Origin of the sequence: Burkholderia sp. IMCC1007 (assembly GCF_027257875.1) — a bacterium.
Lineage (GTDB): Bacteria > Pseudomonadota > Gammaproteobacteria > Burkholderiales > Burkholderiaceae > Burkholderia.
Window position 1 is genome coordinate 32288 of the sequence record NZ_JAPVQY010000017.1, and the last position, 26987, is coordinate 59274.

27 protein-coding genes and 2 pseudogenes are annotated in these 26987 nt (G+C 63.5%); 18 read left to right on the forward strand and 11 right to left on the reverse strand.

The genetic code is table 11. From position 1 onward, the window contains the following. Positions 1-25: 25 nt before the first annotated feature. The 12 genes and pseudogenes from O1Q03_RS16970 (at position 26) to aroQ (ending at position 8668) form a co-directional block, all read left to right on the forward strand. Positions 26-1471 (forward strand): DEAD/DEAH box helicase, encoded by a 1446-nt coding sequence (locus tag O1Q03_RS16970; protein WP_269505006.1) that lies wholly within the window; start codon positions 26-28, stop codon positions 1469-1471. A gap of 3 nt (positions 1472-1474) precedes the next feature. Next, positions 1475-1585: pseudogene (locus O1Q03_RS40205) on the forward strand (alpha/beta hydrolase); the annotation flags it as partial. Position 1586: 1 nt separating this feature from the next. Beyond that, the gene (locus O1Q03_RS16975; protein ID WP_269504881.1) at positions 1587-1760 is read left to right on the forward strand and encodes a hypothetical protein; all 174 of its coding nucleotides are present in this window, start codon (positions 1587-1589) and stop codon (positions 1758-1760) included. Positions 1761-1812: 52 nt separating this feature from the next. Continuing rightward, positions 1813-2118, forward strand: a complete 306-nt coding sequence (locus tag O1Q03_RS16980; RefSeq protein ID WP_269504882.1) for a helix-turn-helix domain-containing protein — start codon at positions 1813-1815, stop codon at positions 2116-2118. Between the two features lie 19 nt (positions 2119-2137). Further along, complete coding sequence (locus tag O1Q03_RS16985; protein WP_269504883.1) at positions 2138-2602, forward strand: DUF29 domain-containing protein; 465 nt, start codon at positions 2138-2140, stop codon at positions 2600-2602. 459 nt (positions 2603-3061) lie between these two features. Beyond that, positions 3062-4012, forward strand: coding sequence for a ketopantoate reductase family protein (locus O1Q03_RS16990; protein WP_269504884.1), 951 nt, complete (start codon positions 3062-3064; stop codon positions 4010-4012). Next, the gene (locus tag O1Q03_RS16995) at positions 4009-4401 is read left to right on the forward strand and encodes a VOC family protein (protein ID WP_269504885.1); all 393 of its coding nucleotides are present in this window, start codon (positions 4009-4011) and stop codon (positions 4399-4401) included. Before O1Q03_RS16990 ends, O1Q03_RS16995 begins: the two co-directional genes overlap by 4 nt. A 2-nt stretch (positions 4402-4403) precedes the next feature. After that, positions 4404-4871: a MaoC family dehydratase gene (locus O1Q03_RS17000; RefSeq protein WP_269504886.1), complete on the forward strand. Its 468-nt coding sequence runs from the start codon at positions 4404-4406 to the stop codon at positions 4869-4871. Continuing rightward, a complete protein-coding gene (locus O1Q03_RS17005; RefSeq protein WP_269504887.1) occupies positions 4871-6094 on the forward strand; it encodes a CaiB/BaiF CoA transferase family protein in 1224 nt (407 codons plus the stop codon). Before O1Q03_RS17000 ends, O1Q03_RS17005 begins: the two co-directional genes overlap by 1 nt. Beyond that, positions 6091-6924, forward strand: a complete 834-nt coding sequence (aroE, locus tag O1Q03_RS17010) for a shikimate dehydrogenase (RefSeq protein WP_269504889.1) — start codon at positions 6091-6093, stop codon at positions 6922-6924. The genes O1Q03_RS17005 and aroE overlap by 4 nt, the downstream gene beginning before the upstream one ends. A gap of 229 nt (positions 6925-7153) precedes the next feature. Next, a pseudogene (locus O1Q03_RS17015) lies at positions 7154-8211 on the forward strand (Gfo/Idh/MocA family protein). A 19-nt stretch (positions 8212-8230) separates the two neighbouring features. Then, positions 8231-8668 carry a type II 3-dehydroquinate dehydratase gene (gene aroQ / locus O1Q03_RS17020; RefSeq protein ID WP_269504891.1) on the forward strand — a complete coding sequence of 146 codons (438 nt, stop codon included), beginning with the start codon at positions 8231-8233 and terminating at the stop codon, positions 8666-8668. A gap of 9 nt (positions 8669-8677) precedes the next feature. Here aroQ and O1Q03_RS17025 read toward each other — a convergent pair whose 3' ends face one another. From O1Q03_RS17025 to O1Q03_RS17035, 3 genes are all read right to left on the reverse strand, one after another. Continuing rightward, on the reverse strand, positions 8678-8914 hold the full coding sequence (locus O1Q03_RS17025; protein ID WP_269504893.1) for a hypothetical protein: 237 nt from the start codon (positions 8912-8914) through the stop codon (positions 8678-8680). A 27-nt stretch (positions 8915-8941) separates the two neighbouring features. Beyond that, entirely contained in the window at positions 8942-9775 is an 834-nt protein-coding gene (locus O1Q03_RS17030) for a shikimate dehydrogenase family protein (RefSeq protein WP_269504895.1), read from the reverse strand. Positions 9776-9845: 70 nt separating this feature from the next. After that, positions 9846-11246 carry an MFS transporter gene (locus tag O1Q03_RS17035; protein ID WP_269504897.1) on the reverse strand — a complete coding sequence of 467 codons (1401 nt, stop codon included), beginning with the start codon at positions 11244-11246 and terminating at the stop codon, positions 9846-9848. Positions 11247-11466: 220 nt separating this feature from the next. Between O1Q03_RS17035 and O1Q03_RS17040 the strand changes: the two genes are divergently transcribed. Both O1Q03_RS17040 and O1Q03_RS17045 read left to right on the forward strand, forming a co-directional pair. After that, complete coding sequence (locus tag O1Q03_RS17040; RefSeq protein ID WP_269505007.1) at positions 11467-12372, forward strand: LysR family transcriptional regulator; 906 nt, start codon at positions 11467-11469, stop codon at positions 12370-12372. A 137-nt stretch (positions 12373-12509) separates the two neighbouring features. Further along, positions 12510-12893 (forward strand): hypothetical protein, encoded by a 384-nt coding sequence (locus O1Q03_RS17045; RefSeq protein WP_269504898.1) that lies wholly within the window; start codon positions 12510-12512, stop codon positions 12891-12893. Positions 12894-13032: 139 nt separating this feature from the next. Here O1Q03_RS17045 and O1Q03_RS17050 read toward each other — a convergent pair whose 3' ends face one another. From O1Q03_RS17050 to O1Q03_RS17065, 4 genes are all read right to left on the reverse strand, one after another. Beyond that, the gene (locus O1Q03_RS17050) at positions 13033-14421 is read right to left on the reverse strand and encodes an MFS transporter (protein ID WP_269504900.1); all 1389 of its coding nucleotides are present in this window, start codon (positions 14419-14421) and stop codon (positions 13033-13035) included. Positions 14422-14523: 102 nt separating this feature from the next. Continuing rightward, complete coding sequence (locus tag O1Q03_RS17055; protein ID WP_269504903.1) at positions 14524-15702, reverse strand: CaiB/BaiF CoA transferase family protein; 1179 nt, start codon at positions 15700-15702, stop codon at positions 14524-14526. Between the two features lie 14 nt (positions 15703-15716). Further along, a complete protein-coding gene (locus tag O1Q03_RS17060; RefSeq protein ID WP_269504905.1) occupies positions 15717-16874 on the reverse strand; it encodes an acyl-CoA dehydrogenase family protein in 1158 nt (385 codons plus the stop codon). Between the two features lie 29 nt (positions 16875-16903). Further along, positions 16904-17749 (reverse strand): FAS1-like dehydratase domain-containing protein, encoded by an 846-nt coding sequence (locus tag O1Q03_RS17065; protein ID WP_269504906.1) that lies wholly within the window; start codon positions 17747-17749, stop codon positions 16904-16906. 140 nt (positions 17750-17889) lie between these two features. On the opposite strand from O1Q03_RS17065, the gene O1Q03_RS17070 reads away from it, so the two are divergent. From O1Q03_RS17070 to O1Q03_RS17080, 3 genes are all read left to right on the forward strand, one after another. Further along, the gene (locus tag O1Q03_RS17070) at positions 17890-18840 is read left to right on the forward strand and encodes a LysR substrate-binding domain-containing protein (RefSeq protein WP_269504907.1); all 951 of its coding nucleotides are present in this window, start codon (positions 17890-17892) and stop codon (positions 18838-18840) included. Between the two features lie 559 nt (positions 18841-19399). Next, positions 19400-20434, forward strand: coding sequence for a methyl-accepting chemotaxis protein (locus O1Q03_RS17075; protein WP_269504908.1), 1035 nt, complete (start codon positions 19400-19402; stop codon positions 20432-20434). 228 nt (positions 20435-20662) lie between these two features. Next, the gene (locus O1Q03_RS17080; protein WP_269505008.1) at positions 20663-21655 is read left to right on the forward strand and encodes an IS5 family transposase; all 993 of its coding nucleotides are present in this window, start codon (positions 20663-20665) and stop codon (positions 21653-21655) included. Positions 21656-22052: 397 nt separating this feature from the next. Here O1Q03_RS17080 and O1Q03_RS17085 read toward each other — a convergent pair whose 3' ends face one another. From O1Q03_RS17085 to O1Q03_RS17095, 3 genes are read right to left on the reverse strand one after another with little or no spacing between them, the layout of a single operon-like run. Then, a complete protein-coding gene (locus O1Q03_RS17085) occupies positions 22053-22352 on the reverse strand; it encodes a YciI family protein (RefSeq protein ID WP_269504910.1) in 300 nt (99 codons plus the stop codon). Positions 22353-22366: 14 nt separating this feature from the next. Further along, the gene (locus O1Q03_RS17090; RefSeq protein WP_269504911.1) at positions 22367-23497 is read right to left on the reverse strand and encodes a muconate cycloisomerase family protein; all 1131 of its coding nucleotides are present in this window, start codon (positions 23495-23497) and stop codon (positions 22367-22369) included. A gap of 45 nt (positions 23498-23542) precedes the next feature. Further along, on the reverse strand, positions 23543-24967 hold the full coding sequence (locus O1Q03_RS17095) for an MFS transporter (RefSeq protein WP_269504914.1): 1425 nt from the start codon (positions 24965-24967) through the stop codon (positions 23543-23545). 55 nt (positions 24968-25022) lie between these two features. Between O1Q03_RS17095 and O1Q03_RS17100 the strand changes: the two genes are divergently transcribed. Continuing rightward, complete coding sequence (locus O1Q03_RS17100; protein ID WP_269504916.1) at positions 25023-25946, forward strand: LysR substrate-binding domain-containing protein; 924 nt, start codon at positions 25023-25025, stop codon at positions 25944-25946. Between the two features lie 2 nt (positions 25947-25948). On the opposite strand, the gene O1Q03_RS17105 is transcribed toward O1Q03_RS17100, so the two are convergent. Next, positions 25949-26947, reverse strand: coding sequence for an NAD(P)H-dependent flavin oxidoreductase (locus O1Q03_RS17105; protein ID WP_269504918.1), 999 nt, complete (start codon positions 26945-26947; stop codon positions 25949-25951). Positions 26948-26987 lie beyond the last annotated feature (40 nt).

Below are 26987 nucleotides of genomic sequence, written 5' to 3' on the forward strand. Positions count from 1 at the left end.
GCGGTTTTCAGCCCGGAACACCTCCATGTCTTTTGCCTCGCTTGGCCTGATCGAGCCGTTGCTGCGCAATCTGCAGAACCTCAATTACCAGACACCTACGCCGGTGCAGGCCAAGGCGATTCCCGTTGTCCTGAGTGGCAACGACGTGATGGCCGCCGCCCAGACCGGCACCGGCAAGACCGCCGGCTTTGCGCTGCCGCTGCTGCAACGGCTGGTGCAACACGGCCCGGCCGTATCGAGCAACCGCGCGCGCGTTCTCGTGCTGGTGCCCACGCGTGAACTGGCCGAACAAGTGCTGCAGAGCTTCGTCGAATACGGCAAAGGCCTCGACCTGCGATTCCTCGCCGCCTACGGCGGCGTGAGCATCAACCCGCAGATGATGAAGCTGCGCAAGGGCGTCGACTTGCTCGTTGCCACGCCTGGCCGTTTGCTCGATCTCAATCGCCAGAACGCCGTGCAGTTCGATCAGGTGCAGACGCTGGTGCTCGACGAAGCCGACCGCATGCTCGATCTCGGCTTCGCGCGCGAACTCAACGCCGTGTTTGCCGCGTTGCCCGCTCAGCGCCAGACGCTGCTGTTCTCCGCGACGTTCACCGACGACATCCGCGCGATGGCGGCGAGCATTCTGCGCAACCCCGTCAATATCAGCGTCAGCCCGCCCAATGCCACGGCCAGCAAGATCAAGCAGTGGGTCGTGCCGGTGGACAAGCGGAACAAGCCTGAACTCTTCATGCATCTCGTGGCCGAGAACAACTGGGAGCACGCACTGGTGTTCGTCAAGACGCGCGCCGGCGTGGATTACCTGGCGGCCATGCTGAATGACGCGGGCTATGCCGTCGATACGATTCACGGCGACAAGCCGCAACCGGCGCGCCTGCGTGCGCTGGAGCGCTTCAAGACGGGCGAAGTACAGATGCTGGTCGCGACCGACGTGGCTGCGCGCGGTCTGGATATCGACGACCTGCCGCTCGTGATCAACGTCGATCTGCCGATCGTCGCGCAAGACTATGTGCACCGTATCGGCCGTACGGGCCGCGCGGGTGCGAGCGGTGTGGCGGTGTCCCTCGTGTGTGCCGACGAAGCGCCGCAACTGGCCGCGATCGAAGCGCTGATCCGGCAGACGCTGCGCCGCGAGGAAGAGCCGGGTTTTGAAGCCGAACACCGCGTGCCGGAAACCAGCTCGACCGGCCAGATCATCAAGAAACCCAAGAAGCCGAAGAAGCCCAAAGTGCCGCAGGCCGCGCCGAGCGCCATGCCGGCGTCCGGCAAAAAGCCGCGGCCGCAAGGTGGCGAAGGCAAACACAAGCCTGCGGGCCAGCGCGCTGCGACCGCGGGGAAAGGCGCGAGCGTTCTCAGCGGTAGCCCGTTCAGCGTGCAGAAGCCGCGCAGCAAACCCGCCGGCAAGCCGGCGGCGAGCGCACGCAAGCCGGCCGCCAAACCTGCTGGCGGCGCGGGCAAACGCCGACCGTGACCGTTGTTGCCCCCGGCTGGCGGCGATGCGCCGGTCGTGCTGATCGTGCCGGGCTCGGGCGCGATCGACAGGAACGGCAACGAACCCATTGGCCTCGAGGCATCGACCTACAGAGATGTCGACGACGCAGATCTATACGCACGTGGCGATTGGGAAGCTGAAGGCAATTCACGCGAGCACGCACCCGATGCGGCAAGGGCCGGTGGACTGGCGCGAAGCGATCACGCTGCTGCTGACGGAGCTGGAGCGCGAGGCGCGGGAGGAGCCCAACGAGGCGGATGACGTATAGGACGAAGTGCTATGATCGGCGAACTGGATGCAGAGGCAGGCGAGAGGAAGCGATGAGCGACAAGCTACTCAAGGCATTGAGCGAGACAGCGCAGGGGCTGCACGAGGCGGGCGCGATGGAGGCGGTGACGCTGCGCGAGTTCGATGCGCTGAGCCTGCCGCCGGTGAAGACATACAGCGCGGCGCAGATCCGCCGGCTGCGGTTGCGCAGCAGGGCGAGCCAGGCGGTGTTCGCGGCGTACCTGAACACGAGCACGTCGACGGTGCAGAAGTGGGAACAGGGACAGAAGCAACCGAACGGGCCGTCGCTGAAGCTGCTTGACCTGGTTGACCGTAAGGGGCTGGAGGCGCTGCTGTGACGTGGAACCGGGATCGAGTATGGACAGGGATCCGAAGGAGAAGGCAACGATGAAGGCAAGCCGCTATGACAAGGATGTGATTGCGTGGTCGCAGGAGCAGGCGCAGTTGCTGCGCAGCGGCCGGTTCTCTGAGCTGGACATTGAACACCTCGCTGAGGAGATCGAAGACGTGGGCAAGAGCGAGCAGCGAGAACTGGCGAGCCGGATGGCGGTGCTGTTGGCGCATCTGCTGAAGTGGCAGTACCAGCCGGGCCGACGTGGTGCGAACTGGCAGGTGACGATCAAAGCGCAGCGCGCGGGAATCGAACGGCGGCTGGCGAAGACGCCGAGCCTGCAGGCGTCGCTGGCGGATCCGGACTGGTGGGCGGATGCGTGGGGCGATGCGGTGGTGGCGGCGGCGAGCGAAACGGGGTTGGGGTCGTTCCCGGAGACATGCCCGTGGGGCGTCGACCAAGTGTTGTCGACGGACTGGCTGCCGGAATAACGATGAGGGCGGGCGCGCAATGCGCCCGCTGTAGCGGCTCGGGCGCCGGCCCGGCGAGGTGTTCCAGTCCTCCGGCGAATCCTTCTGAAGCTGTGCGTAGCGCCGCGCGATCCGTCCGCTGCGGATCGCGCTGAACCAATACAGATGGGGATTTGCGGCGTGGTACAGATTGCACCACGTCGCATTCGACGTGCGTCGTCGAATGGCCCTGTGGAACCAGTGTGCGCATGATAAGGCTGCCGTCGGGCGAGCGGTGCTGCCGGCGCGTGCCTGAAGTGGGGTCGCATATGAACCACCCGACTTACCGATTTGCGGCCGCATAGGCACAACGTCCCCGTCCGGTAACGGACCGGACCGGACCCGCGTCAATATTGCCAACCGCAATAGCGCCATTAAACCCATTGCATTGCCAGCATGTAGGCGGGAACCGTATCTTGGTCTCCATTCAAGGAGACAGATATGAAGATCGCATTTCTGGGCGCTGGCGCGCTGGGTTGTGCCATCGGTTCCGCGCTGACGGAAGGTGGGCATGAGACGTGGCTCGTGGACCGCTTTGCCGCTCACGTCGACGCCATGACGCGCGACGGCCTCCAGGTCGACGACGAGCGCGGCACGCGCCGCGTCGCGGTTCGCGCGACGATGGATCCCGCCGAAGTCGGTCCGGTCGACCTCGTCGTCGTGCTGGTCAAGTCGTTCCACACGGATTCCGCGATGCGCGGCGCGCGCGATCTCATCGGGCCTGAAACGGTCGTGCTGTCGCTGCAGAACGGCCTCGGTCACGAAGACGTGCTAAGCGAGATCGTCGGACGCGAACGCGTGCTGGCCGGCAAGACCTACGTCGGCGGCGTGCTGCGTGCGCCAGGCCATATTCAATCAGGCGTGACGGGCAAGCTCACGATCATCGGCGAACTCGACGGTCGCATCACGCGCCGCGTGCAAGCGATCGCGGATGCGTTCAACAGCGCCGGTCTGACGACCACGGTCAGCGACAACATCGTCGGCACGATGTGGGACAAGCTGCTCATCAACGTCGCGACGGGCGCGATCACGGGCATCACGCGCCTCACCTACGGCCAGCTCTACGACGAGCCCGTTCTGAAAGCCACGTCGCTCGCGGCCATCGACGAAGCGATGACTGTCGCGAAAGCCGCCGGCATCACGCTGTCGATCAAAAACGCCGAAGACGCGTGGAACATGGCCGCCGACGGCCTTTCACCCGCATTCAAAACCTCGATGCTGCAAAGCATCGAGAAGTCGTCGCTCACCGAAATCGACTTCATCAACGGCGCGGTCGTGCGGTGGGGCGAGCGGCTGGGCGTGCCGACGCCGGTGAATTCGACGCTCGTCGCCTGCATCAAGGGCATCGAACGCGCGTTGACGGACCGCCAGAAAGAAGGAGCCCAGGCATGAGCGCATCGAAAGCCTATCTCGAACACGTTGCGATCTGGGTGAAGGACATCCACTGGCATATCCGTTTCTTCGAACACGTGCTCGGCATGACGATGCGGGAAGTCGACGGCCCGCGCGAGGAACCGCGTCAGTACTGGACGCTGGGCGGCCTGCAGTTCATCAGCGCGCCGGAGCACGAAGGGACCGAAGGCCGGCTCGCGCATCTCGGCGTGATGTGCGAAGACCTCGAAGCGGCGATTGCCGCCGCGCAAGCATTCGGTGTCACCGAGATGCCGCAGGGACGCAATTGGCTGCGTCTGCCCGACGGGCTCGCCGTCGAACTCATTCAGGCCCGGCCTGCCACCTGCGTCGCGCAGGCGCTGGCGATCAACCCACGCGCGGAGGCGTGAGCATGAGCACGATCAACATCACCGAAAAATACTGGGACGATGCGCGCGAAGGCGACGAGTGCGTGAGCCCGACCTACACGGTCACGAAAGAACGCATCCTCGCGTATGCCGATCTGACCGGCGATCACACGCCCGTTCATGTCGACGAGGAATACGCGAACGCGAGCCACTTCGGCTGCATCGTCGCGCACGGCCTGTTCGGCTTGTCCATTGCCGACGGCCTCAAGACGCGAAGCGACTATCGCTTCCTGCCCGGCATGTCGCTCGGATGGACGTGGGACTTCCTGTTGCCGATCAAGGTCAACGACGTGCTGCATGTGAAGTTCCGGGTGGGCACCATGCGTGCAAGCAAGAGCCGTCCGGATTGGGGCATCGTCGTGTTGCCGTCGGAACTGATCAATCAGAACGGCGAAGTCGTTCAACGTGGCGAGCATCGTCTGATGATCCCGCGCCGTCCGGGAGCGAACTGATGCAGGCCCGTCCCCTCGAAGGCATCCGCGTCGTCGATTACAGCCACTTTCTTGCCGGCCCGTATGTCGGGCGGTGTCTCGCGGCACTCGGCGCGGAAGTGATCAAGGTCGAACGCCCGGGCAGCGGCGATGCCGGCCGCCAGCACGCGACCATTCTCGACGACCAGCAAAGCGCGTATTTCCTGCAGCTCAACATGGGCAAGCGGGGCGTGAGCGTCAACATGAAGGATCCGCGCGGCAAGGCGTTCATGCAGCGCCTGTGCGACTCGGCGGACGTATTCATCGAGAACTATCGGCCCGGCGCGCTCGACAAGCTCGGCCTCGGTTATGCAGCGTTGTCGGAACGCAATCCGGGCCTCGTCTACTGCTCGATTTCGGCGTACGGACACACTGGGCCCGACGCGCATCGCGCGGGCTTCGGTCTCATCGCGGAAGCCAAGAGCGGCATCATGCAAATGATCGGCAACCCGGGCGAGCCGCCGCCGCTGATGCGCATTTCGCTCGGCGACATGTACACCGGCATTCACGCCGTTGCGGCGATCAACGCCGCGCTGCTCGGTCGCGTGAAGAGCGGGCGCGGCCAGCATATCGACATGGCGCTGTACGACACGCTCGTCTCGATGCATGAATATGCAGTCCAGTGCTACACGATGCAAGGCGTGGTGCCCGAGCAAACGGGTCACGACATGCCGACCTCGACGCTGTATGGCGTGTTTCGCGCGGCCGACGGCGATCTCGTGATCGCCGCGCAGGTCGATGATTCGTGGAAGCGGTTCGCAACAGTCGTCGAGCAGCACGGCGGTCCGGCCGGATTCGGCGCCGATGCGCGGTTTCATGACCTGAACGGGCGCAACGCGAATCGCGAGGAGATCCTTTCGATCGTGAAGCCGTGGGTGGCCGCGCGCTCCGTCGCGGACGTGCTGGCGTTGCTCGATAGCGTCGATGTGCCGAGCGCGAAGGTTCAACGCATCGACGAGGTTGTCGCGGATCCGCAGATCGTCGCGCGCGGCATGGTCGTCGAGCAAGAACATCCGCGTTTTGGAAAACTGCGGCTGCCGAACCTGCCGTTCCGCTTCTCCGACTGCGATACGTCGATCCGCGACGTCGGCCCCGATCTCGGTCAGCACAACGTGGAAGTCGCGCAATCGCTGGGTTTCAGCGCAGCCGAGATCGACGCGATGCAGACCGACGGCGTGCTCTTCTCGAAGCCGGGGGCGCAATGAGCGATCGATATGCGGTAATCGGCAATCCGATCGGCCATACGAAATCGCCGCTGATCCACGGTCTTTTTGCAAAGGAGACCGGGCAGGACATCACGTATACGGCCATCGAAGGGCCGCTGGAGCCGGCCGGTGCTTTCCGCGATACGGTCAGGGGCTTCATCGCGGCAGGCGGCAAGGGCATGAACGTCACCGCGCCGTTCAAGCTGCAGGCGTTCGCGATGGCCGACGAGCGGAGCGAACGGGCCGCGCTCGCGGGTGCCGTCAACGCGATGAAGTTCGAGAACGGACGCATCGTGGCGGAGAACTTCGATGGCGTCGGCCTCGTGCGCGACATCGAGATCAACCTGCATCAGCCGATGGCGGGCAAGCGCGTGCTCGTGCTGGGCGCGGGCGGCGCGGTGCGCGGCGCGTTGCTGCCGTTCATCGCGGCGCAGCCTGCGCGACTCGTGATAGCCAATCGCAGCGTGGACAAGGCGAAGGCGCTCGTCGAACAGGTCGCGGCAGGCGCAACGCTCGCCGCGTGCGGCTATGCGGAACTCGAATCGATGGGGCAGTTCGATCTCGTTGTCAATGCAACGTCCGCGAGCCTGACCGGGCAATTGCCGCCCGTTCCGTCGAGCGTCTTCAGCGCGACCGGCGCTGCGTACGAGCTGGCGTATGGAAAGGGCCTCACGCCGTTCCTCCAGCTTGCGCGTCAGGCAGGCGTGCAACGCATTGCCGATGGCGTCGGCATGTTGGTCGAACAGGCGGCCGAAGCGTTCGCTTGGTGGCGTGGGGTTCGTCCGCACACGCAGGCCGTCATCGAACAGTTGACCGTCCCGCTCGAGTGACGAGCCGAGGAAGCGCGGCATGCAAGCCGAGACTTATCGCTATCGCCGCTGCGACGTGGAAGGGCCTCTGATCTCTCGGTCGTCATCGGAAGCCGTGCACCGTTCGCCGCCGCGCTGATTCACGCATATTGCGGCGGCGCGACCTGGCCCGTCGTCGCGTGCGGCATCGTGTTCAACCTCGTTTCGATGCGGGCGGTTCACGCCGCTCGCGCAAGCCACGGAGTGTGACATGCAGAAAACGCGCATCGCGGTAGCCGGCGCCGGTTATATCGGGCGTGAACATATACGCGTGGTTCGCGAAAGTGCGACGTGCGCGCTGTCGGCCGTGATCGACCCGTCCGATGCGGCGGCGGACATCGCAGCGAAGGCAGGCGTGCCGCATTACCGCTCGCTCGATGAACTCTACGAGAAAGATCGTCCCGACGGTGTGGTCCTGGCGACACCCAACACGCTTCACGTAGCGCACGCGCGCTCGAGCATGCAGGCCGGCGTGCCGATACTGCTCGAAAAGCCCATCGCCGCCACGGTGGAGGAGGCTGAAGCGCTCGTCGCCGATGTCGACCGCTATGGCGCGAGCGTGTTGATCGGTCATCATCGCGCACATAGCCCGATCATGGCGCGCGCGAAGGCGATCATCGACGACGGGCGGCTCGGCCCGCTGGTCGCCGTGATGGGCAGTGCACTGTTTTTCAAGCCCGATCAGTATTTCGCGGACGCGCCATGGCGCAAGGAACCGGGCGCCGGGCCGATCCTGCTCAACATGATTCACGAGATTCACAATCTGCGGATGCTGTGCGGCGACATCGTCGCGGTGCAGGCGTTTTCGTCGCGCGCGACGCGCCGCGCGGCTTCGCCGTCGAGGATACCGTCGCGATCAATCTGCGTTTCGCGAGCGGCGCACTCGGCACGTTCCTGTTGTCGGATACGGCGGCCAGCGCGCGTAGCTGGGAACAGACGTCGCAGGAGAACAAGGCCTACGCATCGTATTCCGACGAGGACTGCTATGTAATCGCCGGCACCTACGGGTCCTTGTCGATTCCGACGATGCGTGTCAAGACCTACGGAAGAGACGAAGATCGATCGTGGTGGAAACCGTTCGATGTCAGCGTGGCCGACACGACGCGCGACGATCCGCTCGAGCATCAAATGGAACACTTCGGGCGCGTCGTGCGCGGCGAAGCCGCACCGATCGTCACCGCGCGTGACGGCCTGCAAAATCTGCGCATCACCGAGGCGATCGTGAAGGCCGCGGAAACCGGCGCAGTCGTCGAAACGACGTCACTCTGAAACTCGATACAGGTCAATCATGAAAACTTTCCTCATGCTGCACGGCATCAACCACAACATGTTCGGCAAGCGCGATCCGGTTCAATACGGGACGGCGACGCTCGCCGACATCGACGCCCGGCTTCAGGCGCTGGCCGCGGAGCTTGGCGTCACCGTCGACAGCTATCAGACGAACAGCGAAGGCGACATGTGTCTGCGCATCCATCAGGCGTTCATCGACAAGGTCGACGGCGTACTCATCAATGCGGGCGCCTGGACGCACTATAGCTACGGGATCCGCGACGCGCTCGCCATCCTGACGGTGCCCATCGTCGAGATTCACATGTCCAACATCCACGCGCGCGAGAGCTTCCGCCATCATTCGGTGTTCGCCGAGATCGTGAAGGGGCAGATTTGCGGGTTTGGTCTCGACAGCTATTCGCTCGGGCTGAGGGCGGCGGTAGCGGCCGCCGCCTGACCTGATGTTTCAAGCGTCGGCCCACGCGCGGCGCAGTAGCGCCGCGCTTTGGCGCATCGACGCGGCCGGATCGCCATTGAAGCGGCATTCGGTGCCGCGCAGGCCGCGGTAACCTGCGGCCGCAAACGACGCATCGTCGTCGATATGAAGCGGCACGAGCGGGGCTCGGATGTAGTCGAGTCCCGCTTTCTGTATGAGGGGCACCTGATGCAGCGGCCCGCACCTGCCCAACTGTGGACCGGGCATGTTCCGGGCGTCGTGGGAAAGGGTCAGTCAGTACGCGAGCGTCGCGACGGAGCGCAGAACGTCGGCCGTCGTGCTCGGAAAACCGAAGAATTCGAGGTACGCGGGGATCTGTTCGAACAACATGTCCGTGCCGATCTGAAAGCGGCAACCGCGCGCCTGCACGGCCTTCAGAAACGCCGTCATTTCTGCCTTCATCACGACTTCGCCGACGAATGTTTCAGGCGAAATCCGCGTGACATCGACGGGCAGCGGGTCGCCATCGTTCATGCCCATCGGCGTGGCGTTGACGACGAGATCGTAGCCCGCCGGATCGTTGTTGCCGGTGATCAATTCGAGCTCGGGATAGTAGGCCGCCAACCGGTCGCGAAGACCATGCGCGGATTCGCGCCGCACATCGTAAAGCGACAGCGACGCAACGCCCGCCGCAGCGAGCGATGCCGCGATGGCTGAACCGACGCCGCCTGCGCCGACCACGAGCACGCGCGCGCCTTCGAGTTTGCAGCCTTTGCGCCGCACGCCGCGCACGAAGCCATCACCATCGAACATGTCGCCGATCAGGCGGCCATCTTCCGCGCGGCGCACCGCGTTGCACGAGCCCGCAATCTTCACGGCTCGCGTGACCTCGTCCAGCAAGCCGACGGTCGTGACCTTGTGCGGCATCGTGATCAGCGCGCCGCGGATGTTTTCGAGCGTGAAAACGGACCGCAGAAACGCCGGGAACGCGTCCGCCTTGCATCCCGCCGGCACGACGATCGCGTCGATCTGGGCACGATCGAAGTAAGGGTTGTAGATCATAGGCGACTTGAACGAATGGGTCGGAAAGCCGATGTGCGCGATGATGGCCGTATTGCCCGAGATCATGCATCCCTCCGGGGATTGCTTTGCTAAAAAGACAGGACGGGCACATCGGTGGATGTGCCCGTTCATCGAATCAATGCGTTTGCATGGACGCTTTCGCGAGTCTCGTTTCGCTCAATGCTTCTTCGCGGAGCCGGTGGTATTGCGCTTTCGGAATCGGCGTGGCGTCTTTCTTTCCGAGGTCGCCGAGACGCACGCGATACGTCTCCCGCGCACTCCATGCAGCCATCGCCGAGACGATCGTGGCGGCCAGCGTGATCGAACCGATCATCAGAGGCACGTTGTGCGACCCAGGGGGCGCGACAGCGGCGAAGAGGGCCGGAAGCAGCGCGGTGATGGTCGTGCCGATGTTCTGCGCGATCGCCATCGCGGAGACGCGAAAGCGCGTCGGGAACAGTTCCGGATAGTAGCCGGGGAAGACCGCGTTATAGCCCTGGTACACCACGCCCCACATCAGTATCGACATCGCGAACGCGACGGGCAGGTTGTGCACGCTGATCGCATACAGATACGCATACGATAGGAGGCCTGACGACAGCGCACCGAAGATCATCAGCGGCCGTCGCCCGATGCGATCCGACAGATTGCCGACAAACGGAATGACGAGCACCGCCACGATGTTGCCGACCACCGGAATCCACAGATACACGCTCGCATGGAAGTTGATGCCGTACGACGGCTGAACCGCGTACGCCGCGCCGAAGATGGTGGTGACGACCGGGATCACGTTCATGAACGCCATGAACAGAACACGCAGCATGTCGGGCCAGCTGTACTTGAACGCTTCGAGGACGGGCGCGCGCGCGACCTTGCCGCTCGCGTCTTCCTTCGCGAATGCGGCGGTTTCGTCGACTTCGCGGCGAATGATGAATCCCGCGATCAGGACGAGCGCGCTCAACAGGAACGGAATGCGCCAGCCCCATGCAACGAACGCGTCTTCCGGCATGTAGTATGCAAGCGGCAGGAAGACGGCGGCAGCGAGAATCTGGCCGGCCTGCACGCCTTGCAACGTGAAACTCGCGAAGTAGCCGCGGCGGCCGAATGGCGCCTGTTCCATGATCATCGAACTGGCGCCCGAAATCTCGCCCGCGACGGCAAAACCTTGAACCAGGCGCAGGATGACGAGGAGCGCGGGCGCGAGCATGCCGACCGATTGATACGTCGGCAGCACGCCGACGGCCATCGTCGAGGCACCCATCAGGAACATGCAGATCAGCAGTACGGTCTTGCGGCCGTGCGTGTCGCCCCAATGTCCGAGGACGAACGCGCCGATCGGCCGCGCCACGTAACCCACGCCGTACGTCGCCAGCGAGGCCACGATCGCGATCTTCGGATCGCCTTTCGGGAAAAAGATCTGAGGAAAGACCAGCGCCGCGGCTTGGGCGTAAATGAAGAAGTCGTAGTACTCGAGCGCGGAACCGATCCAGCCGCTTGCTCGCGCCTTGCGGGCCTGTTTGCGGGCTCTTTCATCCATGAGCCCGTCAATTCCGCCGCCTTGCCGCGGCATTCCGTTGTCCATGAACGTCTCCTGATCTTGGTTTGACTGGAGCAGCATCGTCGGCTGCATCTCTGGTGGCTCGAACGTGGCCGTTCGGGCTCGGCGGGGCTGTCGAGCCCGAACCCAAGATACGGGGATGCTCGTGCGCGGGCAATGCAATGAATACAATGGGGGCATTGCGTTCGACAATACCGCCATGAACACGTCCGAGTTACCCGATCTGAAGCTCCTGCAGCTCTTCGACCTGCTGTACGACGTGCGCAGCGTCACGCGCGCGGCCGAGCAGCTCGGACAGAGCCAGCCCACGATCAGCATCTGGCTGGGGCGCTTGCGCGACCATCTGCAGGATCCGCTGTTCGTCCGCACGCCGGGCGGGATGACGCCGACCCCTCAGGCGGACGCGCTGATCGGGCCGTGCAGGGAGATCCTGGAGTCGCTTCGCCGGTTTTCGGCGTGGGAGATTTCGTTCGATCCGAGCACGGCGAAGCGCCGCTTCCGCATCTGCATGACCGATGCGAGCCATATCACGCTGCTTCCGCGCATGCTGGCCCATGTACGTGCGCATGCGCCGGGCATTCGGCTGGAAGCCGCGAGAATCGACGGAAACACGGAGCGCGCGCTGGAATCCGGCGAGGCCGATCTGGCGATCGGGCATGTGCCGTGGCTCGGCAGCGGGATGTATCAGCAACAGCTCTATATGCAGGACTGGGTGTGCCTCGCGAGTCCGGATCACCCGCGCGTACGCGCGCGACTGAGCATGAAGCACTACTGCAGCGAGGGGCACGTGATCATCGCCGCCGGCACGGGCGCGCAACTGCTGGAGCAGGCGCTGCTGCGCGAGAACATAGAACGCAATGTCGTGCTTGAACTTCCGGGCATGCTCGGGCTCGGGTCGATCATCAAGTCGACCGATCTTATCGCCACGTTGCCGCGAAACATCGGGGAAACACTCGCGAAAGTCAACGACATCGCGGTTCACTCGTGCCCGTTCCCGGTCGATCAGTTCGCGGTGCGGCAGCATTGGCACGCCAAGTACCATCACGAAGCAGGCAATCGGTGGTTGCGATCCGTCGTGGCCGATCTGTTCTCGAGCAGAGGTTAGTATCGCGTGAGCCGGCCGGGTTGCTGGCGGCGGGCTGAGGGATCCGTTGACGGGAAATACCTAAGTTATGTTGAACAACAGGCACGAAATGCGTTCTCGTCCCTTACCGAATCAGTGACCAGGAAACCGCCTTCGGTGTGCGCTTCGACAATAACTACACGTCAACCGCACATAGCGATACGACCGGGATGCTGAGCCTGTATCGGTATGCGGATGCGTGCGTGACGCCTGTCTTCACCGCGCTGACCGATTGGTCGACATATGACAAGGACGGGGCCAGCGATTGCACGGAGAAGCTGGCGGGGAAGCGCAAGGGCGCGAGCGACGCGCAGCAGGATGCGTGCGATGCAGACAACACGATGGAGGTTCACTACGCGGTGTCGTTCAGCCCGCACAAGACGAACGGCCACTATGACCTGCTGGTGCGCCCCAAGGGCAACGCTGCATCGGGCAAGGCCGCGCGCTTTACGTGGAACGACGGAACGTATCAGCCGCGGCGGTTCACGGGCGATTGGCGCTGAAAGCCGACGCAACGTCAAGAACGGCCGCCGCACGTTCTTGGGATGCCGGCATCCGACCGCGAGCATCGAACATTGAAAGTTCGCTGCGGTCGGTAAGCCGGTAAGCCGTTGTGCTGTTCTGCCGATACGTCGCCGTCAATCAGGTCTGCGTAACGCCTGGGTTGGCCACCGCACCATCCGCGTCACTCGTTCCCGGCGCCACTTCCTCGAGCGCCTGCCGCCCTGTTTCAACCCGCAGCAACCCGATCGCGACGCACAGCACGCCGAGTGTCGCGCTGACCATCGCGATCACGCCGGACACCCCGAACGTTTGATAAAGCGCCAATGCCAGCGCAGGCGTTCCGATCGACGACATCCGCCCGGCCATCCCGGCCACACCCGTGCCACGCAGCCGCACCTCGGTCGGAAACAGCTCCGGAATATAGCCAAACAACCCGAGCGTCGTGATCGTATAGATCGTACTGACGAGGCAGAACCCGACCAGGATGATGGCCGTGGTATCGCGCAACGACACATACAGCCACCCGAGCGCGATGCTGAGAATCGACGCAATGACGATCCCCCGCGCACGCCCGACCCGGTCCGCGATCAGATACCCGATCAACCCGCCGACCGGCGACCCGATCGACATCAGGAACACGAATCCGAGCGACTTGACGACCGACAGCCCCTGCGTCACGAAAAACGTCGGCAACCACGCGATAAAGCCGTAAAGCCCCACGTTGACGCCGATCGCAGTCAATGCCGCCACCGCGGTCCGCGCCCGCATTCCCTTCGAGAACAGCACCGCGAGCGGCACCTTCCCGACATGCAGATCGACGATGCGCCGCACCGGCGGCAGCGTCCCGACCTGCTTGCCGACTTCCTGCTCGATCGCGGCAAGCGTCGCTTCGGCCTCGTCGAGCCGCCCGACCGATTCGAGCCAGCGCGGCGACTCCGGCATCCGTTTGCGCATGAACCAGACCACCAGCGCGCCGACACCGGCCAGCGCAAACATGTAGCGCCAGCCGAGATACGGAATGATCCAGTACCCGGCAGCGAGCGCCGCAAAGAGGCCGCTATTGGTGATGATCGCCAGCAACGACACCCACTTGCCACGCGTTTCGGGCGGCACGAACTCGGCCAGCGTGCCGGCCGCGACCACGAGCTCTGCGCCCAGGCCAACGCCCATGATGAACCGCAGCACGATCAACCACTCGATATCGGGCGCGAAGCACGCGGCGATCGACGCGAGCCCGAACACGGCCAGATTGAGCTGATACGAATACCGCCGCCCGAGCCGATCGCCGACATACCCGGCGACGAACGCCCCGATCATCATCCCGACGAACGTCGACGACACGAACATCGCGCCATGCCGCAGATCGGTGAATCCGTCCTTGACCATCGCCGCGACCGAGCCGTTCGCGAGATAGATGTCGAACGCATCGAGGAATGCGCCGCCGGCGATCAGTCCGAGTATCTTCCAGTGAAACCGTGAAATGGGCAGCCGGTCGAGCCGGCCGGCGGCATTGACTGTGTTCGCCATGATGTCTCCAGTTGTGTGGCACCCTCGCGTCTGTCGACCAGACGCGGAGCCGCTTCGATAGTTGGATGAGGGGCGCGCTGCAATCAGCGCGGCAAGGCCCGGTCAGACGGCGCCGGATGCATGCAACGTATGAATCTGTTCGGCGGTGTAGCCGAGCTCGCGCAGCACGCCATCGGTGTGCTGGCCGAGCGCCGGCACCGGATCCATGCGCGGCTCGTCGCGCGGCGCGACGCCCGGCGGCAGCAGCGCGGGGATCTTGCCGGCAGGCGTGTCGACCTGCGTCCAGCGATGCCGCGCGGCGAGCTGTTCATGCGTCCAGACGCCATGCATGTCGTTCATCTGCGCGTTCGCGATGCCGGCCTGTTCGAGCCGATCGATCACGTCGGCAGCGGTCAGCGTCGAGAACGCGCGCAGGATCAGGGGCACGAGCGCGTCGCGATTCGCGACACGGCGGCTGTTCGAACCGAAACGCTCGTCCGCTGCCAGCTCGGGCATGCGGATCACGGTCTCGCAGAAGTGCTTCCATTCGCGCTCGTTCTGCAGCCCGAGCATCACGGTGTTGCCGTCGCCGGCCTTGAACGGGCCATACGGAAAGATCGTCGCGTGCGATGCGCCAGCCTGCCGCGGCGGCGTCTGGCCGTCGATCGCGTAGTACAGCGGATAGCTCATCCATTCGACCATGCTTTCGAGCATCGATACGTCGATGTGCCGACCGTGTCCGGTGCGCCCGCGCTCGATCAGCGCGGCGAGGATGTTGGTGTAACCGTACATGCCGGCCGCGATATCGGCGATCGAGCAGCCGGCCTTCGCGGGTTGTCCTTCCGAACCGGTAATGCTGAGGAATCCGGATTCACTCTGGATCAGCAGGTCGTATGCCTTCTTGTCGCGAAACGGCCCATCGAGCCCATAGCCGGAGATGTCGCAGACGATCAGCCGCGGATAGCGTTCGCGCAGCGTGTCGTAGTCGAGGCCGAGGCGCTGCGTCGCGCCGGGCGCGAGGTTCTGCACGAACACGTCGGCATCGGCGAGCAGCTTGTGCACGATCTCGAGCGCGGCGGCCTGCTTGACGTCGAGCGTGATGCTTTCCTTCGAGCGGTTGGTCCACACGAAGTGCGACGCGAGCCCCGACACGCGTTCGTCGTAGCCGCGCGCAAAATCGCCGACGCCCGGCCGCTCGACCTTGATCACGCGCGCGCCGAGATCCGCGAGCTGGCGCGTGCAGAACGGCGCGGCGATCGCATGCTCGAACGTGACGACCTTGATTCCTTCCAGTGGGCGCATGCTCGTCACTCCCGTCAGAACGAACGCGGCAGACCGAGGATGTGCTCGGCGACGTACGACAGGATCAGGTTCGTCGAGATCGGCGCGACCTGATACAGGCGCGTTTCGCGGAACTTGCGTTCGACGTCGTATTCGCACGCGAAGCCGAAGCCGCCGTGGAACTGCAGGCACGCATTCGCGGCTTCCCATGACGCATCGGCGGCGAGCAGCTTCGCCATGTTCGCCTGCGCACCGCACGGCTCGTGCGCGTCGAACCGGCGCGCGGCCTCGAAGCGCATCAGGCTCGCGGCCTCGACGTTGATGAACGAGCGCGCGATCGGAAACTGCACGCCCTGGTTCTGGCCGATCGGACGGCCGAACACGACGCGATCCTTCACGTACTGCGACACCTTGTCGACGAACCAGTAGCCGTCGCCGATGCATTCGGCGGCGATCAGCGTGCGTTCGGCATTGAGCCCGTCGAGGATGTACTTGAAGCCCTGGCCTTCTTCGCCGATCAGGTTTTCCGCGGGGATTTCGAGGTTGTCGAAGAACAGCTCGTTGGTCTCGTGGTTGACCATGTTCGGGATCGGGCGAACCGTCATCCCGTTGCCGATCGCGTGATGCAGGTCGACGATGAAGATCGACATCCCTTCGGACTTCTTCTTGACGTCCGACAGCGGCGTCGTGCGCGCGAGCAGGATCATCAGGTCGGAGTGCTGGACGCGGGAGATCCACACCTTCTGGCCGTTGATCACGTAGCGGTCGCCGTTGCGGACGGCCGTGGTCTTGATCTTGGTCGTATCGGTGCCGGTGGTCGGCTCGGTCACGCCCATCGACTGCAGGCGCAGCTCGCCGCTCGCGATCTTCGGCAGATAACGCTGCTTCTGCTCGGCCGAACCGTGGCGCAGCAGCGTGCCCATGTTGTACATCTGGCCGTGACACGCGCCGGAGTTGCCGCCCGCGCGGTTGATTTCCTCCATGATCACCGACGCCTCGGTCAGGCCGAGGCCCGAGCCGCCGTATTCCTGCGGAATCAGCGCGGCGAGCCAGCCGGCCTTGGTCAGTGCATCGACGAACGCTTCGGGATAGCCGCGTTCCTCGTCGATCTTGCGGAAATATTCCGCGGAAAACTGGCCGCACAGGTCGCGAACGGCTTCGCGGATGTCTTGGTACGCGTCGGTAGGGGTCATGGTACGTATCGGGGAAAGCGTCGGATGGGTCAGGCGAGGGTCGCGCGAGCGGTCATGGTCAGCCAGCCGTCGTGGTCCTGCGCCCAGAGATCGATGGTCTTGCCGTCGTCGGCGACGCGGCCGCACACGCTGAACGTGTTGCCGACGAAGGTCGGCCGCACGGCGCGATACGCGTATTCGGCGACAGTCGCGCCCGGCAGCGAGCGCGTCACGAGATCGAGCAGCAGCGTGGAGATCAGCGGGCCGTGCACGACGAGGTCCGGATAGCCTTCGACGTCGCGCACGTAGGTGCGGTCGTAATGGATGCGATGGCCGTTGAAGGTCAGCGCGGAATAGCGGAACAGCAGCACTTCGTCCGGCGTGATGTCGCGTTGCCATTGCGCGTCGCCAGGCGCCGCTTTCGGTGCGGGCTCGGCCGCGCCGGGTGCGGGCGCGCCGCGATAGACGATGTCGTGTTCCTCGCGGATCGCGATTTCACCGGCGGATTCGATCATGTGCTCGACGGTGACGAAGCCGAGCGTGCCGCTGCGTCCTTCCTTGCGTTCGATCGACAGCACGCTCGACGTGCGCGTCGCGTGCGCGCCGATGATCAGCGGGCGCTCGAACGTCAGCCGGCCGCCGGCCCACATGCGCCGCGGCAACCCGAGATCGGGCAGGAAGCTGCCCTTGCGCGGATGGCCGTCCGGGCCGAGTTCGGATTGCCGTGCAATCGACCAGAAATAGAGCCAGTGCCATGCGGGCAGCAGCGCGTCGCCGGCGGCGGGAACGATCGGATGATCGAGCGCGGCGGCGAAGGCCACCGCACGTTCGGCGCTGATCAGATCGGTCTGGACCTGTTTGACATCGTTGCTGGCCTGCGACCCGGTTGCATTCATTGTCACCTCCATCGCCGGTCAAGCCGGCTGATTCGACTTCGATTGAAGTGACTTTAGGTGAAGCGCACCCGCAGCGGAAATACCGTTTGAATGTGCCGGCCATAGGGGTATCCTATGACTTTCCCGTCAATCGCCCCGCCATGGACGTCCGCCAGCTCCGTTATTTCGTCAGCATCGTTGAATACGGGAGCCTCGGGAAAGCGGCCGAAAAACTGTTCGTCGCGCAACCGTCGCTGAGCCAGCAGATCGCGAAGCTCGAAGCCGACGTCGGCGTCACGCTGCTGGTGCGCAGCCCGCAGGGCGTGAAGCCGACGGCGGCCGGGCAGGCGCTTTACCGGCATGCGCGGCTCGTGCTCCGTCAGATGGAGCAACTGCGCCAGGAGGTGCGCGAAGGCGCGGGCAGCGAGTCGGGCACCGTTGCGGTGGGTTTCCCGACGACGATGACGTCGATCCTCGCGGTGCCGCTGTTCGAGCGTGTGCGAGCGCGCTATCCGGGCATCCGCCTGCAGTACATCGAAAGCATGAGCGGCTTCATCAGCGAGCTGCTGGCGAACGGGCGGCTCGACCTCGCGATCCTGTTCCGCGAATCGAACACCACGGGCGTGACCGCGCTGCCGCTGTTCGACGAAGTGCTGCATCTGCTCGGCGAGCCGGGCGGCGCGGTGTCGCCGCGCAGCCGTACGTGCCGCCTCGCGTCGCTGGCCGGCGTGCCGCTCGTCGCGCCGGGCGTGCAGAACGGGCTGCGCCTGTTGCTCGAGCGCACGTTCGCGCGCGAGGAGGTGCCGCTGAACATCATCGCGGATGTCGACTCGCTGCCGACGATGATCTCGCTCGCGCAGTCGGGCCATGCGTGCACGATTCTGCCTGCGTCCGCGCTGGCGCTGCGCGAACCGTCGAACCGGCCGAAAATGCGCCGGATCGTCGATCCCGAGATTCGACGGCCCGCGAGCCTGTGCTGGTCGAATACGTCGCCCGTCAATTCCGCGACGCTCGCCGTGCGGCAAACGATCGTCGAGCTGATCGGCGAGCTGGCGGAAAACGGCACGTGGACCGGTATCACGCTGCGTGCGAATGATGGCGCGGCGGCGTAGCGTGGTACGCGTGACGCGGCCTCTGCTTGAGGTTGCTGCAAAGTGCTTGCGGGAGCGAGGCGCGAGTGACTTGCGCCTGGATCTCCTCCGGTGTTTGACTGGACATGTGGACCTCGCTCGAGATTTGAGCCGAGTCTAAGAGCGTGGCGGGGCCCGCTTCAATCCCGTCTGAAGTGCGTTCGTTACCCGCAAGCGAGTCCATGTAGTCTCTCCAGTGCACGATCTTTCGGTTTTCGATCTTGATAATTGAGCAGAATCGATTGCTGTACTTCGCGCCCGTCGCGAGGATGGTCCCGTGAACCTCGTATTCGATGACGCAGCCGTCGTAACCACCCAACTTCAGCCGTGAGTCTCGGATGTACCGGAAAAGCGCCAATGCTGCGCGCGACTTCCCATGCCCGCATCCGGTGCGTCGGGACGCCAACATGAGTCATATCCACAGGCCGCGCTGCCCCATTGGCGGGAAGACAACGTTTGCGTTCAGGAGCCATCGCACCTTTCGAACTGGCCCAAAGTTTGCATAACCCGCAGATCGGGCAACGTTCACAGGAACTGCTGCATGTCGAATCCCCAGGCTATCGTCGATCTCACGCATGAAGTCAAACGAATCGCAACGAGCAAGATCAGCGACATCAACGACATCAATCGCGAGACCACGTTTCTCGCACTGAATGCACGCATCGAAGCAGCGCGCGCCGGCAACGCGGGCAAAGGCTTTGCCGTAGTCGCAAACCAGGTCAAGCACGTTTCCAGCCGCATCTCGGAAATCACCACGGCTCTGAACAAGGATCTCGCTGGCTCGCTGTCCACGCTTACGCAGCTCGGCGACAGCATGATCGAACGCCTGCGCTCCCACGACGGCCAGCGCTGTGCCGATCTCGCGCTCAACATGATCGATGTCATCGACCGCAACCTCTACGAGCGTTCGTGTGACGTGCGCTGGTGGGCAACCGACTCGGCCGTCGTGGACTGTCTCCAGAGCAACGACGCTGCTTCGGTGAAGCATGCCGGCGAGCGGCTATCGGTGATTCTCGACAGCTATACGGTTTACCGTGATATTTGGGTAGTCGACGAACGCGGCTTCGTCGTCACGAACGGCCGGCCTGGTCTGTATTCCGTGCGCGGGCAGAACGTAGTTGGAGCGGCCTGGTTCAAGGCCGCGATGAAAACCAGCTCGGGCGCGGACTATGTCGCGTGCGACGTCGAGGCGCTCCCTTTGATGCATGATGCCCAAGTGGCGACCTACGCGACGGCGATCCGCGAGGGCGGTCGTGCGAGCGGCCGCGTGCTCGGCGCACTCGTTATTTTCTTCGACTGGGCACCGCAAGCTGGCGCTGTCGTCAAGGGTGTACGCCTGAGCGACGATGAATGGACACGCACTCGCTGCATGATCGTCGATTCGGCTTTTCGCGTGATCGCCGCCTCGGACGGACGAGGACTCCTGACCGAGCGCTTCCGCCTGCAGGCCGAGGGCAGGCGGACAGGCTTCTATCGGGCAGCAGACGGAGCGATTGTCTCGTTCGCCGCGACGCCAGGCTACGAGACGTATCGCGGGTTGGGTTGGTATGGCGTGATCTGCCAGAAGCCTGCGTAAGATCGGGCCGCTTCTGGGCGGTGTCTGCGCCGGTTAGGGCGGGTACGCAATCGGGACTGACTGCTTTCGCTATCAATGCTCACGTCATTGAAGGAATGACCGCCGATCCGGACGCCATTGCCCGGTACATGTCTGATCTAGGGAAACACTGATTTATCCGGCTCGGCGGTCATCGCTGACGCAGCCGAGGACGTTGTAGAAGACAGTTCACGGAACGAGCCCACGATGATGAAACGGCAAATGAGCTTTGCGGAAGCGGAAAGCGCGGGCAAGAAGCGCGTGACCAGGCGCCAGCGTTTCCTGGACGAGATGGAGAAGCTGGTGCCGTGGTCGCGATTGCTGACGGCAATCGAGCCGTACTACCCGAAGGGTGAGCGCGGCCGCCCGCCGATCGGTCTGGAACGGATGCTTCGAATCTACTTCCTGCAGCAGTGGTACAGCCTGTCGGACGAAGGGCTGGAGGACGCGCTGTACGACAGCATCGCGATGCGGGCGTTTGCCGGGATTGATCTGGCCGTCGAAAACGTGCCGGATGCGACCACGCTGCTGAAGTTCCGACGCCTGCTTCTCGAACATGACCTGACGCGCAAGCTGTTCGACGAGATTGGCATCTCGCTGTGCGAACGCGGACTGATGATGAAGGAAGGCACGCTGGTCGATGCGACGATCATCGAAGCACCGCCGTCGACCAAGAACGCCGAGCAGAGTCGCGACCCCGAAATGCATCAGACAAAGAAAGGTAACGCGTGGCACTTCGGCATGAAGGCGCACATCGGCGTCGATGCAGATTCGGGACTGGTTCATAGCGTGGTCGGCACGTCTGCCAACGTGTCGGATGTTTCGCAAGCCCATGCGCTGCTGCACGGGCTTGAAGAGGAAGCGTTCGGCGATGCGGGCTACATCGGCGTAGACAAACGCGACGAAATGAAGAGCAAGTCGGTGAAGTGGCGCGTGGCGGCCAAGCGCGGAAAGATCAAGGCGATGCAGGACGGCCCGCTGAAGGATCTGGTGATCGCGCTGGAGCGAACCAAGGCGCAAATCCGTGCGCGGGTCGAGCATCCGTTTCATGTCGTCAAGAATCTGTTCCGTCATCGCAAGGTGCGCTACAAGGGGCTGGCCAAGAACACGGCGCAACTGTTCAGTCTGTTCGCCTTGGCGAATCTGGTGATCGCGCGAAACCGGCTGCGGTCGATTCATGGGAGAAGTCCGTCATGCGTGTGAGAAATGCGAGAAATGAGGCGCATCCGCCCGTCAAACTTCTCCGAATGGGCGGCGCTTCGCTCCGGTATCCGGCCATTCCGCGTCGGCGTCGCCGTCCACCTCGCGCGATCGCCTATTAATCAGCGATTCCCTAGATTGTCCGAAAGAAGTCGGTCTCGCGCAGTCCCATGGCGACCATCCACGAATGAGATGGGGAACGGCCGCTATGTGCATCGACGCGGCCGTCGGCCGGACATCCATTTGAAGGGGCGCTCTGGGCCGTTCAGAGTCGTTCGCGTCGCCCCAAACCGCCATTCGCTGTCGCGTGCAGATCCCTGCGTCGGGATGGACGTGGCAGCGAGATAGTGCCTTCGTAGTTTAACTTGGGGCTCTTCTGCGCCGCATAGCCGCTTCCGCATCAAATAAGAAAGCATTCCCCCGCCACATAGGCCTTGCGCCACCGCGTAATTTGCACCCTGGCGAAGAGCCCCGCCTTGAAGAACGGGTCCGATTCGATGAATGCCTGCGCTTCGCTTCGTATGTCCGTGTCCACGACATAGAGACCGCCGCCTAAGTCCTTTCCATCATCGTTCAGCTTCGCGCCGCAAGCGAGCAGCATGGCCGCATTGTCTGCGAGAAACGCGAGATGATCGGGACGCGCTTTCATCCGCAGCGGCAGGCAATCGGCCTTGTCCCACGTTTCGATTACATATGGCATGTTGTGTCCTCCAGTCAGGCCGCGCGGCGATATTGGCCGCCGTCGCGCCGGTAGTAGCCGAGTTTGTCCTCGTCGATCCGCACGCCGAAGCCAGGGCCTTGCGGCACGATGAGATGGAAATCGCGATATTGGGGTTGCTCGATCGTGATCGAATCGGCAAACAGCAGTGGTCCGAATAGCTGGCAGCCCCAGTCGAGCTTCTGAACGGTGGCGAAAAGCTGAGCGTAAGCGGCCGTGCCAATGCCGCTTTCGAGCATCGTTCCGCCGAAAAGCGAGATGCCGGCGGCCTCGGCGATCGTTGCGACCTTGCGCGTCGGCAGCATGCCGCCGTGCTTGGTCAGTTTGATCGAGAATGCGTCGGCCCCGCGGCAGCGCGCGAAATCAAGCGCGCTTTCCACGGTATCGATGGCTTCGTCGGCCATGATCGGGATCGCAAACCTCTCGGTCAGTCGGCGCATCCCTTCCAGATCCGCGCGAGGCAGTGGCTGCTCGACCACGGCGATTCCCCCGGCTTCGAGCCGCTCGATCGCCCATGTGGCGACTGCTTCGTCCCAGCACTGGTTCGCATCGACATGCACGCGGGCGCGATCGCCGAGCGCGGCCTTGATAGCCACGGCGCGCGCCACGTCGTCGCGAGGTTCGCCTTTTCCGAGCTTCACCAGAAAGAGATCGTGTTCTCGGGCCGTAAGCTTTTCTTCGGCCAGCTCGATGTCACGCGCGGTCTCGCCGTTGCCGAGCACGAGCAGCACCCGCAGACGATCGCGCACGGCGCCGCCGAACAGCATCGCGGCCGGCACGCCGAGACGGCGTGCCGCGAGGTCGACGCAGGCCATCTCGACTGCGGCTTTCGCGTAGTGATTGTCCTTCAGCGATGCGTTCATCTTCTGATGAAGCAGCCCGAAGTCCGCGGGATTGGCGCCCATGACGGCGGGAGCGAGGTATCCGTCGATCACGGCTTTGATCGCTTCCACGGTTTCGCCGCCGTAGTGCGGAATGACGGAGGCCTCGCCGGCGCCCTCGTTGCCGTCAGCATCCCGCACGCGCACCACCACGAGGCTCTGGCTGTTGATCGTCGCCATTGCCAGTTTGTGCGGACGCACGGTCGGCAGATCGACGATGATGGATTCGATCGAAACGATATTCATGTAATCACCTTCAATGGATGTTGTGCCGCCTGCAGCATTCAACGTTCAAGCGGATTTCACACGGGTGCGGCCGACGCTGATGACGAGTGCGAGCGCGGACAGGGCGAGCATGAGTCCGATCACGGCCAGTCCGCCAAAGAGGCTGCCCGTCAGCGCGCCGGACCAGCCAACGATGACAGGGCTCAGAAAGCCGCCAATTGCGCCAGCGCTGCTGATGAACGCGATTCCACCTGCTTTCGCGGCAGGAGAGAGATACGCGGGGGGAATGGTCCAGAACACAGCGAGCGCGGCCCACGTGCCGCCCGCGACAACCGACATCGAAGCCATCGTCCAGAACATGCTCGACGAAGCTAGCGGGAGCAGAACCAGGCTCGCGCTCGCCGCGAGCATCGAAACGGCAAAGTGCCAGCGGCGCTCCTGATGACGATCGGAACTACGGCCGATGAAGAAGACGGCAGCGATCGCAACAGCGGGCGGAATCGCGGCGAGCGCGCCGATGATGGTCACGCCTACACCGAGGTGCTTGAGCAGCGTGGGTGTCCAGAGCGAGACCGCCTGGGTGCCTGCGAGGATCGATAGGTAGGCGAGCGCGAGCAAAAGCACGTTCGGATCGCGGAACAATTGCGCGAGCGAGCGATGCTCGCCGCGGTGCGACGGAGCCTCCGATGCGAGGCGGGCGAGCAGAAGATCCTTTTCGTCACGCGAAAGCCAGCGGGCATGTTCCGGCTTGTCGTCGACGTAGAAGAAGCAGAAGAGGCCAAGGAGAATGGCCGGCACGCCTTCATAGATGAAGATCAACTGCCAGCCGCGCAACGCGTGCAAGCCGTCGAGCGACATCAGCCAGCCGGAGATGGGACTGCCTATGACGCCCGCTATCGACGCGCCCATTGCGAAGAACGAGGTGGCGCGCCCACGAATCTCCTTCGGCAGCCAAAAGCTGAAGTAAAGGATGATGCCCGGAAAAAAACCCGCCTCCGCCACGCCCAGCAGAAAGCGCATTACATAGAATTGGGTCGGCGTGGAAATGAACGCCATCCCGACCGAGAGCGCGCCCCAGAGAACCATGATGCGGGTGAACGTGAGACGCGCGCCGATGCGAGCCAGCAGCAGATTGCTTGGCATCTCGAACAAAAAATAGCCGGCAAAGAACAAGCCTGCGCCCATCCCGTAGACTGCCTCCCCGAACGCGAGATCACTCATGAACTGCAGCTTGGCAAACGCGACGTTCGTGCGGTCGATCTGGGCGATCACATAACCGATCACGGCGAGCGGCACGATACGCCAGGCGATCCTGCGATCGAGCGCACGTGCTGTTTCCATTGGATTCGCTGCTACGGCAGCCGCCGCAACACTATGATCGTCGCTGGCGAGCCGGCCGTTCTGGGCCGCCAGTGTCTCCTGCGTAGTTTGCATGGCGTTCGTTTCCTCTTTGATGATTCGAGTATGTGATAGCGGTTCGATTGCGTCCAATAATTAATATGCTGCTCAGTGATAAGATATCGTGATCGATAGCCGAGGATTGACCATGGACCTTCGCTGCCTGCGCTCCTTCGTGATGCTTGCCGACACGCTCCATTTCGGCCGTGCAGCAGAGCGGCTGCATCTCGCGCAACCCGCTTTGACGCAGCACATCCAGCGGCTCGAAAAAGAACTGGGAGTACGCCTTCTGGAGCGCGGTCCGCGCAACGTCAGCCTGACGCACGTGGGTAGTCAGTTTCTCGTCGAAGCACGGGGGGTGCTCGCCCAGGTCGAAAGGGCGGCGCTCGTGGCCATACGCGCCCAGCGCGGCGAAGTTGGTCACATCGAGGTGAGCTATGCGAGCTCGATGGCCTACTCGGGGATCCTTCCGGCGCTGTTGAACGAGTTCGAGCGGATTGCGCCGGACGTAACCGTCGGGTTGACGGAGGCGGACCAGGAGTCGCAACTCGTCTTTCTAGAGGAGGGGCGCGCCGATGTTGCACTGGTGCGGCTGCCGGTGGACAGTCTGCCGGCCAGCCTCTCGACGCTCACGCTGAGAAAGGAGCGCGTCGTGGTTTGCCTGCGCGAAGGACATCGTCTTGCCGGACACCGAGTGACAATGGCCGATCTCGCAAATGAGCCGTTTCTCGCCACACACTTGAGAGAAGGGCAAGGGTTTTACGACACGGCGTTGCAGCTGTGTCGCGCAGCCGGCTTCGAGCCGAGGATCGTCAGTCGCACTCACCAGTTTGCGACGATCGTGGGCCTTGTCGCCGCGGGGCGAGGAATTGCACTCGTACCGGAGCCAGTCAGCAAGCTGACGTTGCCGGGTGTCGTTTATGTGCCGCTCGAAAAGGCGTCGCTCACCTCCGACGTTGCCGTTGCGTTCCGTGCGACCGGCAATGCGCCGGCCACGCAACGCTTACTCGATCTGTGCGCCGACCTGGGCAGGCAAACCGATCAAAAGCGGGCTCGGCCCGCTCGTCGTTGAAGTCAGGCGCAGGCCGGTTGCTGCAGGCCGTCGAGCATGTGTCTCAGACGCGACTGGATCAGGGTGGCGGCATCATCGATGATAGTGTCGATCAGGTCCTTCACAGACGGAATATCGTTGATCAAACCGGCAACCATGCCGCAGCTCCAGGCCCCCACCTCTGTCTTGCCCTCGCGCATCACTTTCGGATAGACGCCTGCGACCTGCTCGACGATGTCGTCGATAACGAGATCGGCCCCCTTCGCGCGTTCGATCGCGAGCAACTGCTCCACGCCGGCATTGTTGAGCACGCGTTCGGTATTCTTGAGCCCCCGCATGACAAGGCGGGTGTCCAGTTCAGAGGCGGCGACAATCGCATCCTTGACGTTCTGATGTACGGGCGCTTCACGCGTCGCCAGAAACCGCGTGCCCATGTTGATGCCGTCCGCGCCCAAAGCGAGCGCCGCAACGAGGCTGCGCCCATTCGCCATGCCACCGGATGCGATGAACGGAACGGTAAGCGCTTCTGCGGCGCGAGGCAGCAGGATCATGTTTGGAACGTCGTCCTCTCCGGGGTGGCCACCGCATTCGAAGCCGTCGACGCTGACGGCGTCGCAACCGATCTGCTGGGCTTTCAGCGCATGACGTATCGACGTGCACTTGTGAAGCACCTTGATCCCAGCTTCCTTGAATTTGCCCATATACGCTTCAGGGCTGCGCCCAGCCGTCTCGACGATCTTCACACCGCCGAGCCTGATCGCATCGATGTACTCGGGATAAGGGGGCGAAGAAAAAGCGGGCAGGAAAGTAAGGTTGACGCCAAACGGTGCGTCCGTCATCTGGCGGCAGCGATCGATCTCTTTGGAGAGCAGTTCGGGCGATTTCAGCGTCAATGCCGTGATCATGCCGAGGCCGCCGGCGTTTGACACCGCAGAAGCCAGCTCTGCGAGCCCGACAAAGTGCATGCCGCCCTGGACAATCGGATACTTGATGCCGAGCAGTTCAGTGATGCGCGTCTTCATGAGTCGATCCTTTGAATAAAGTGTAAGCCCATGATAGGTA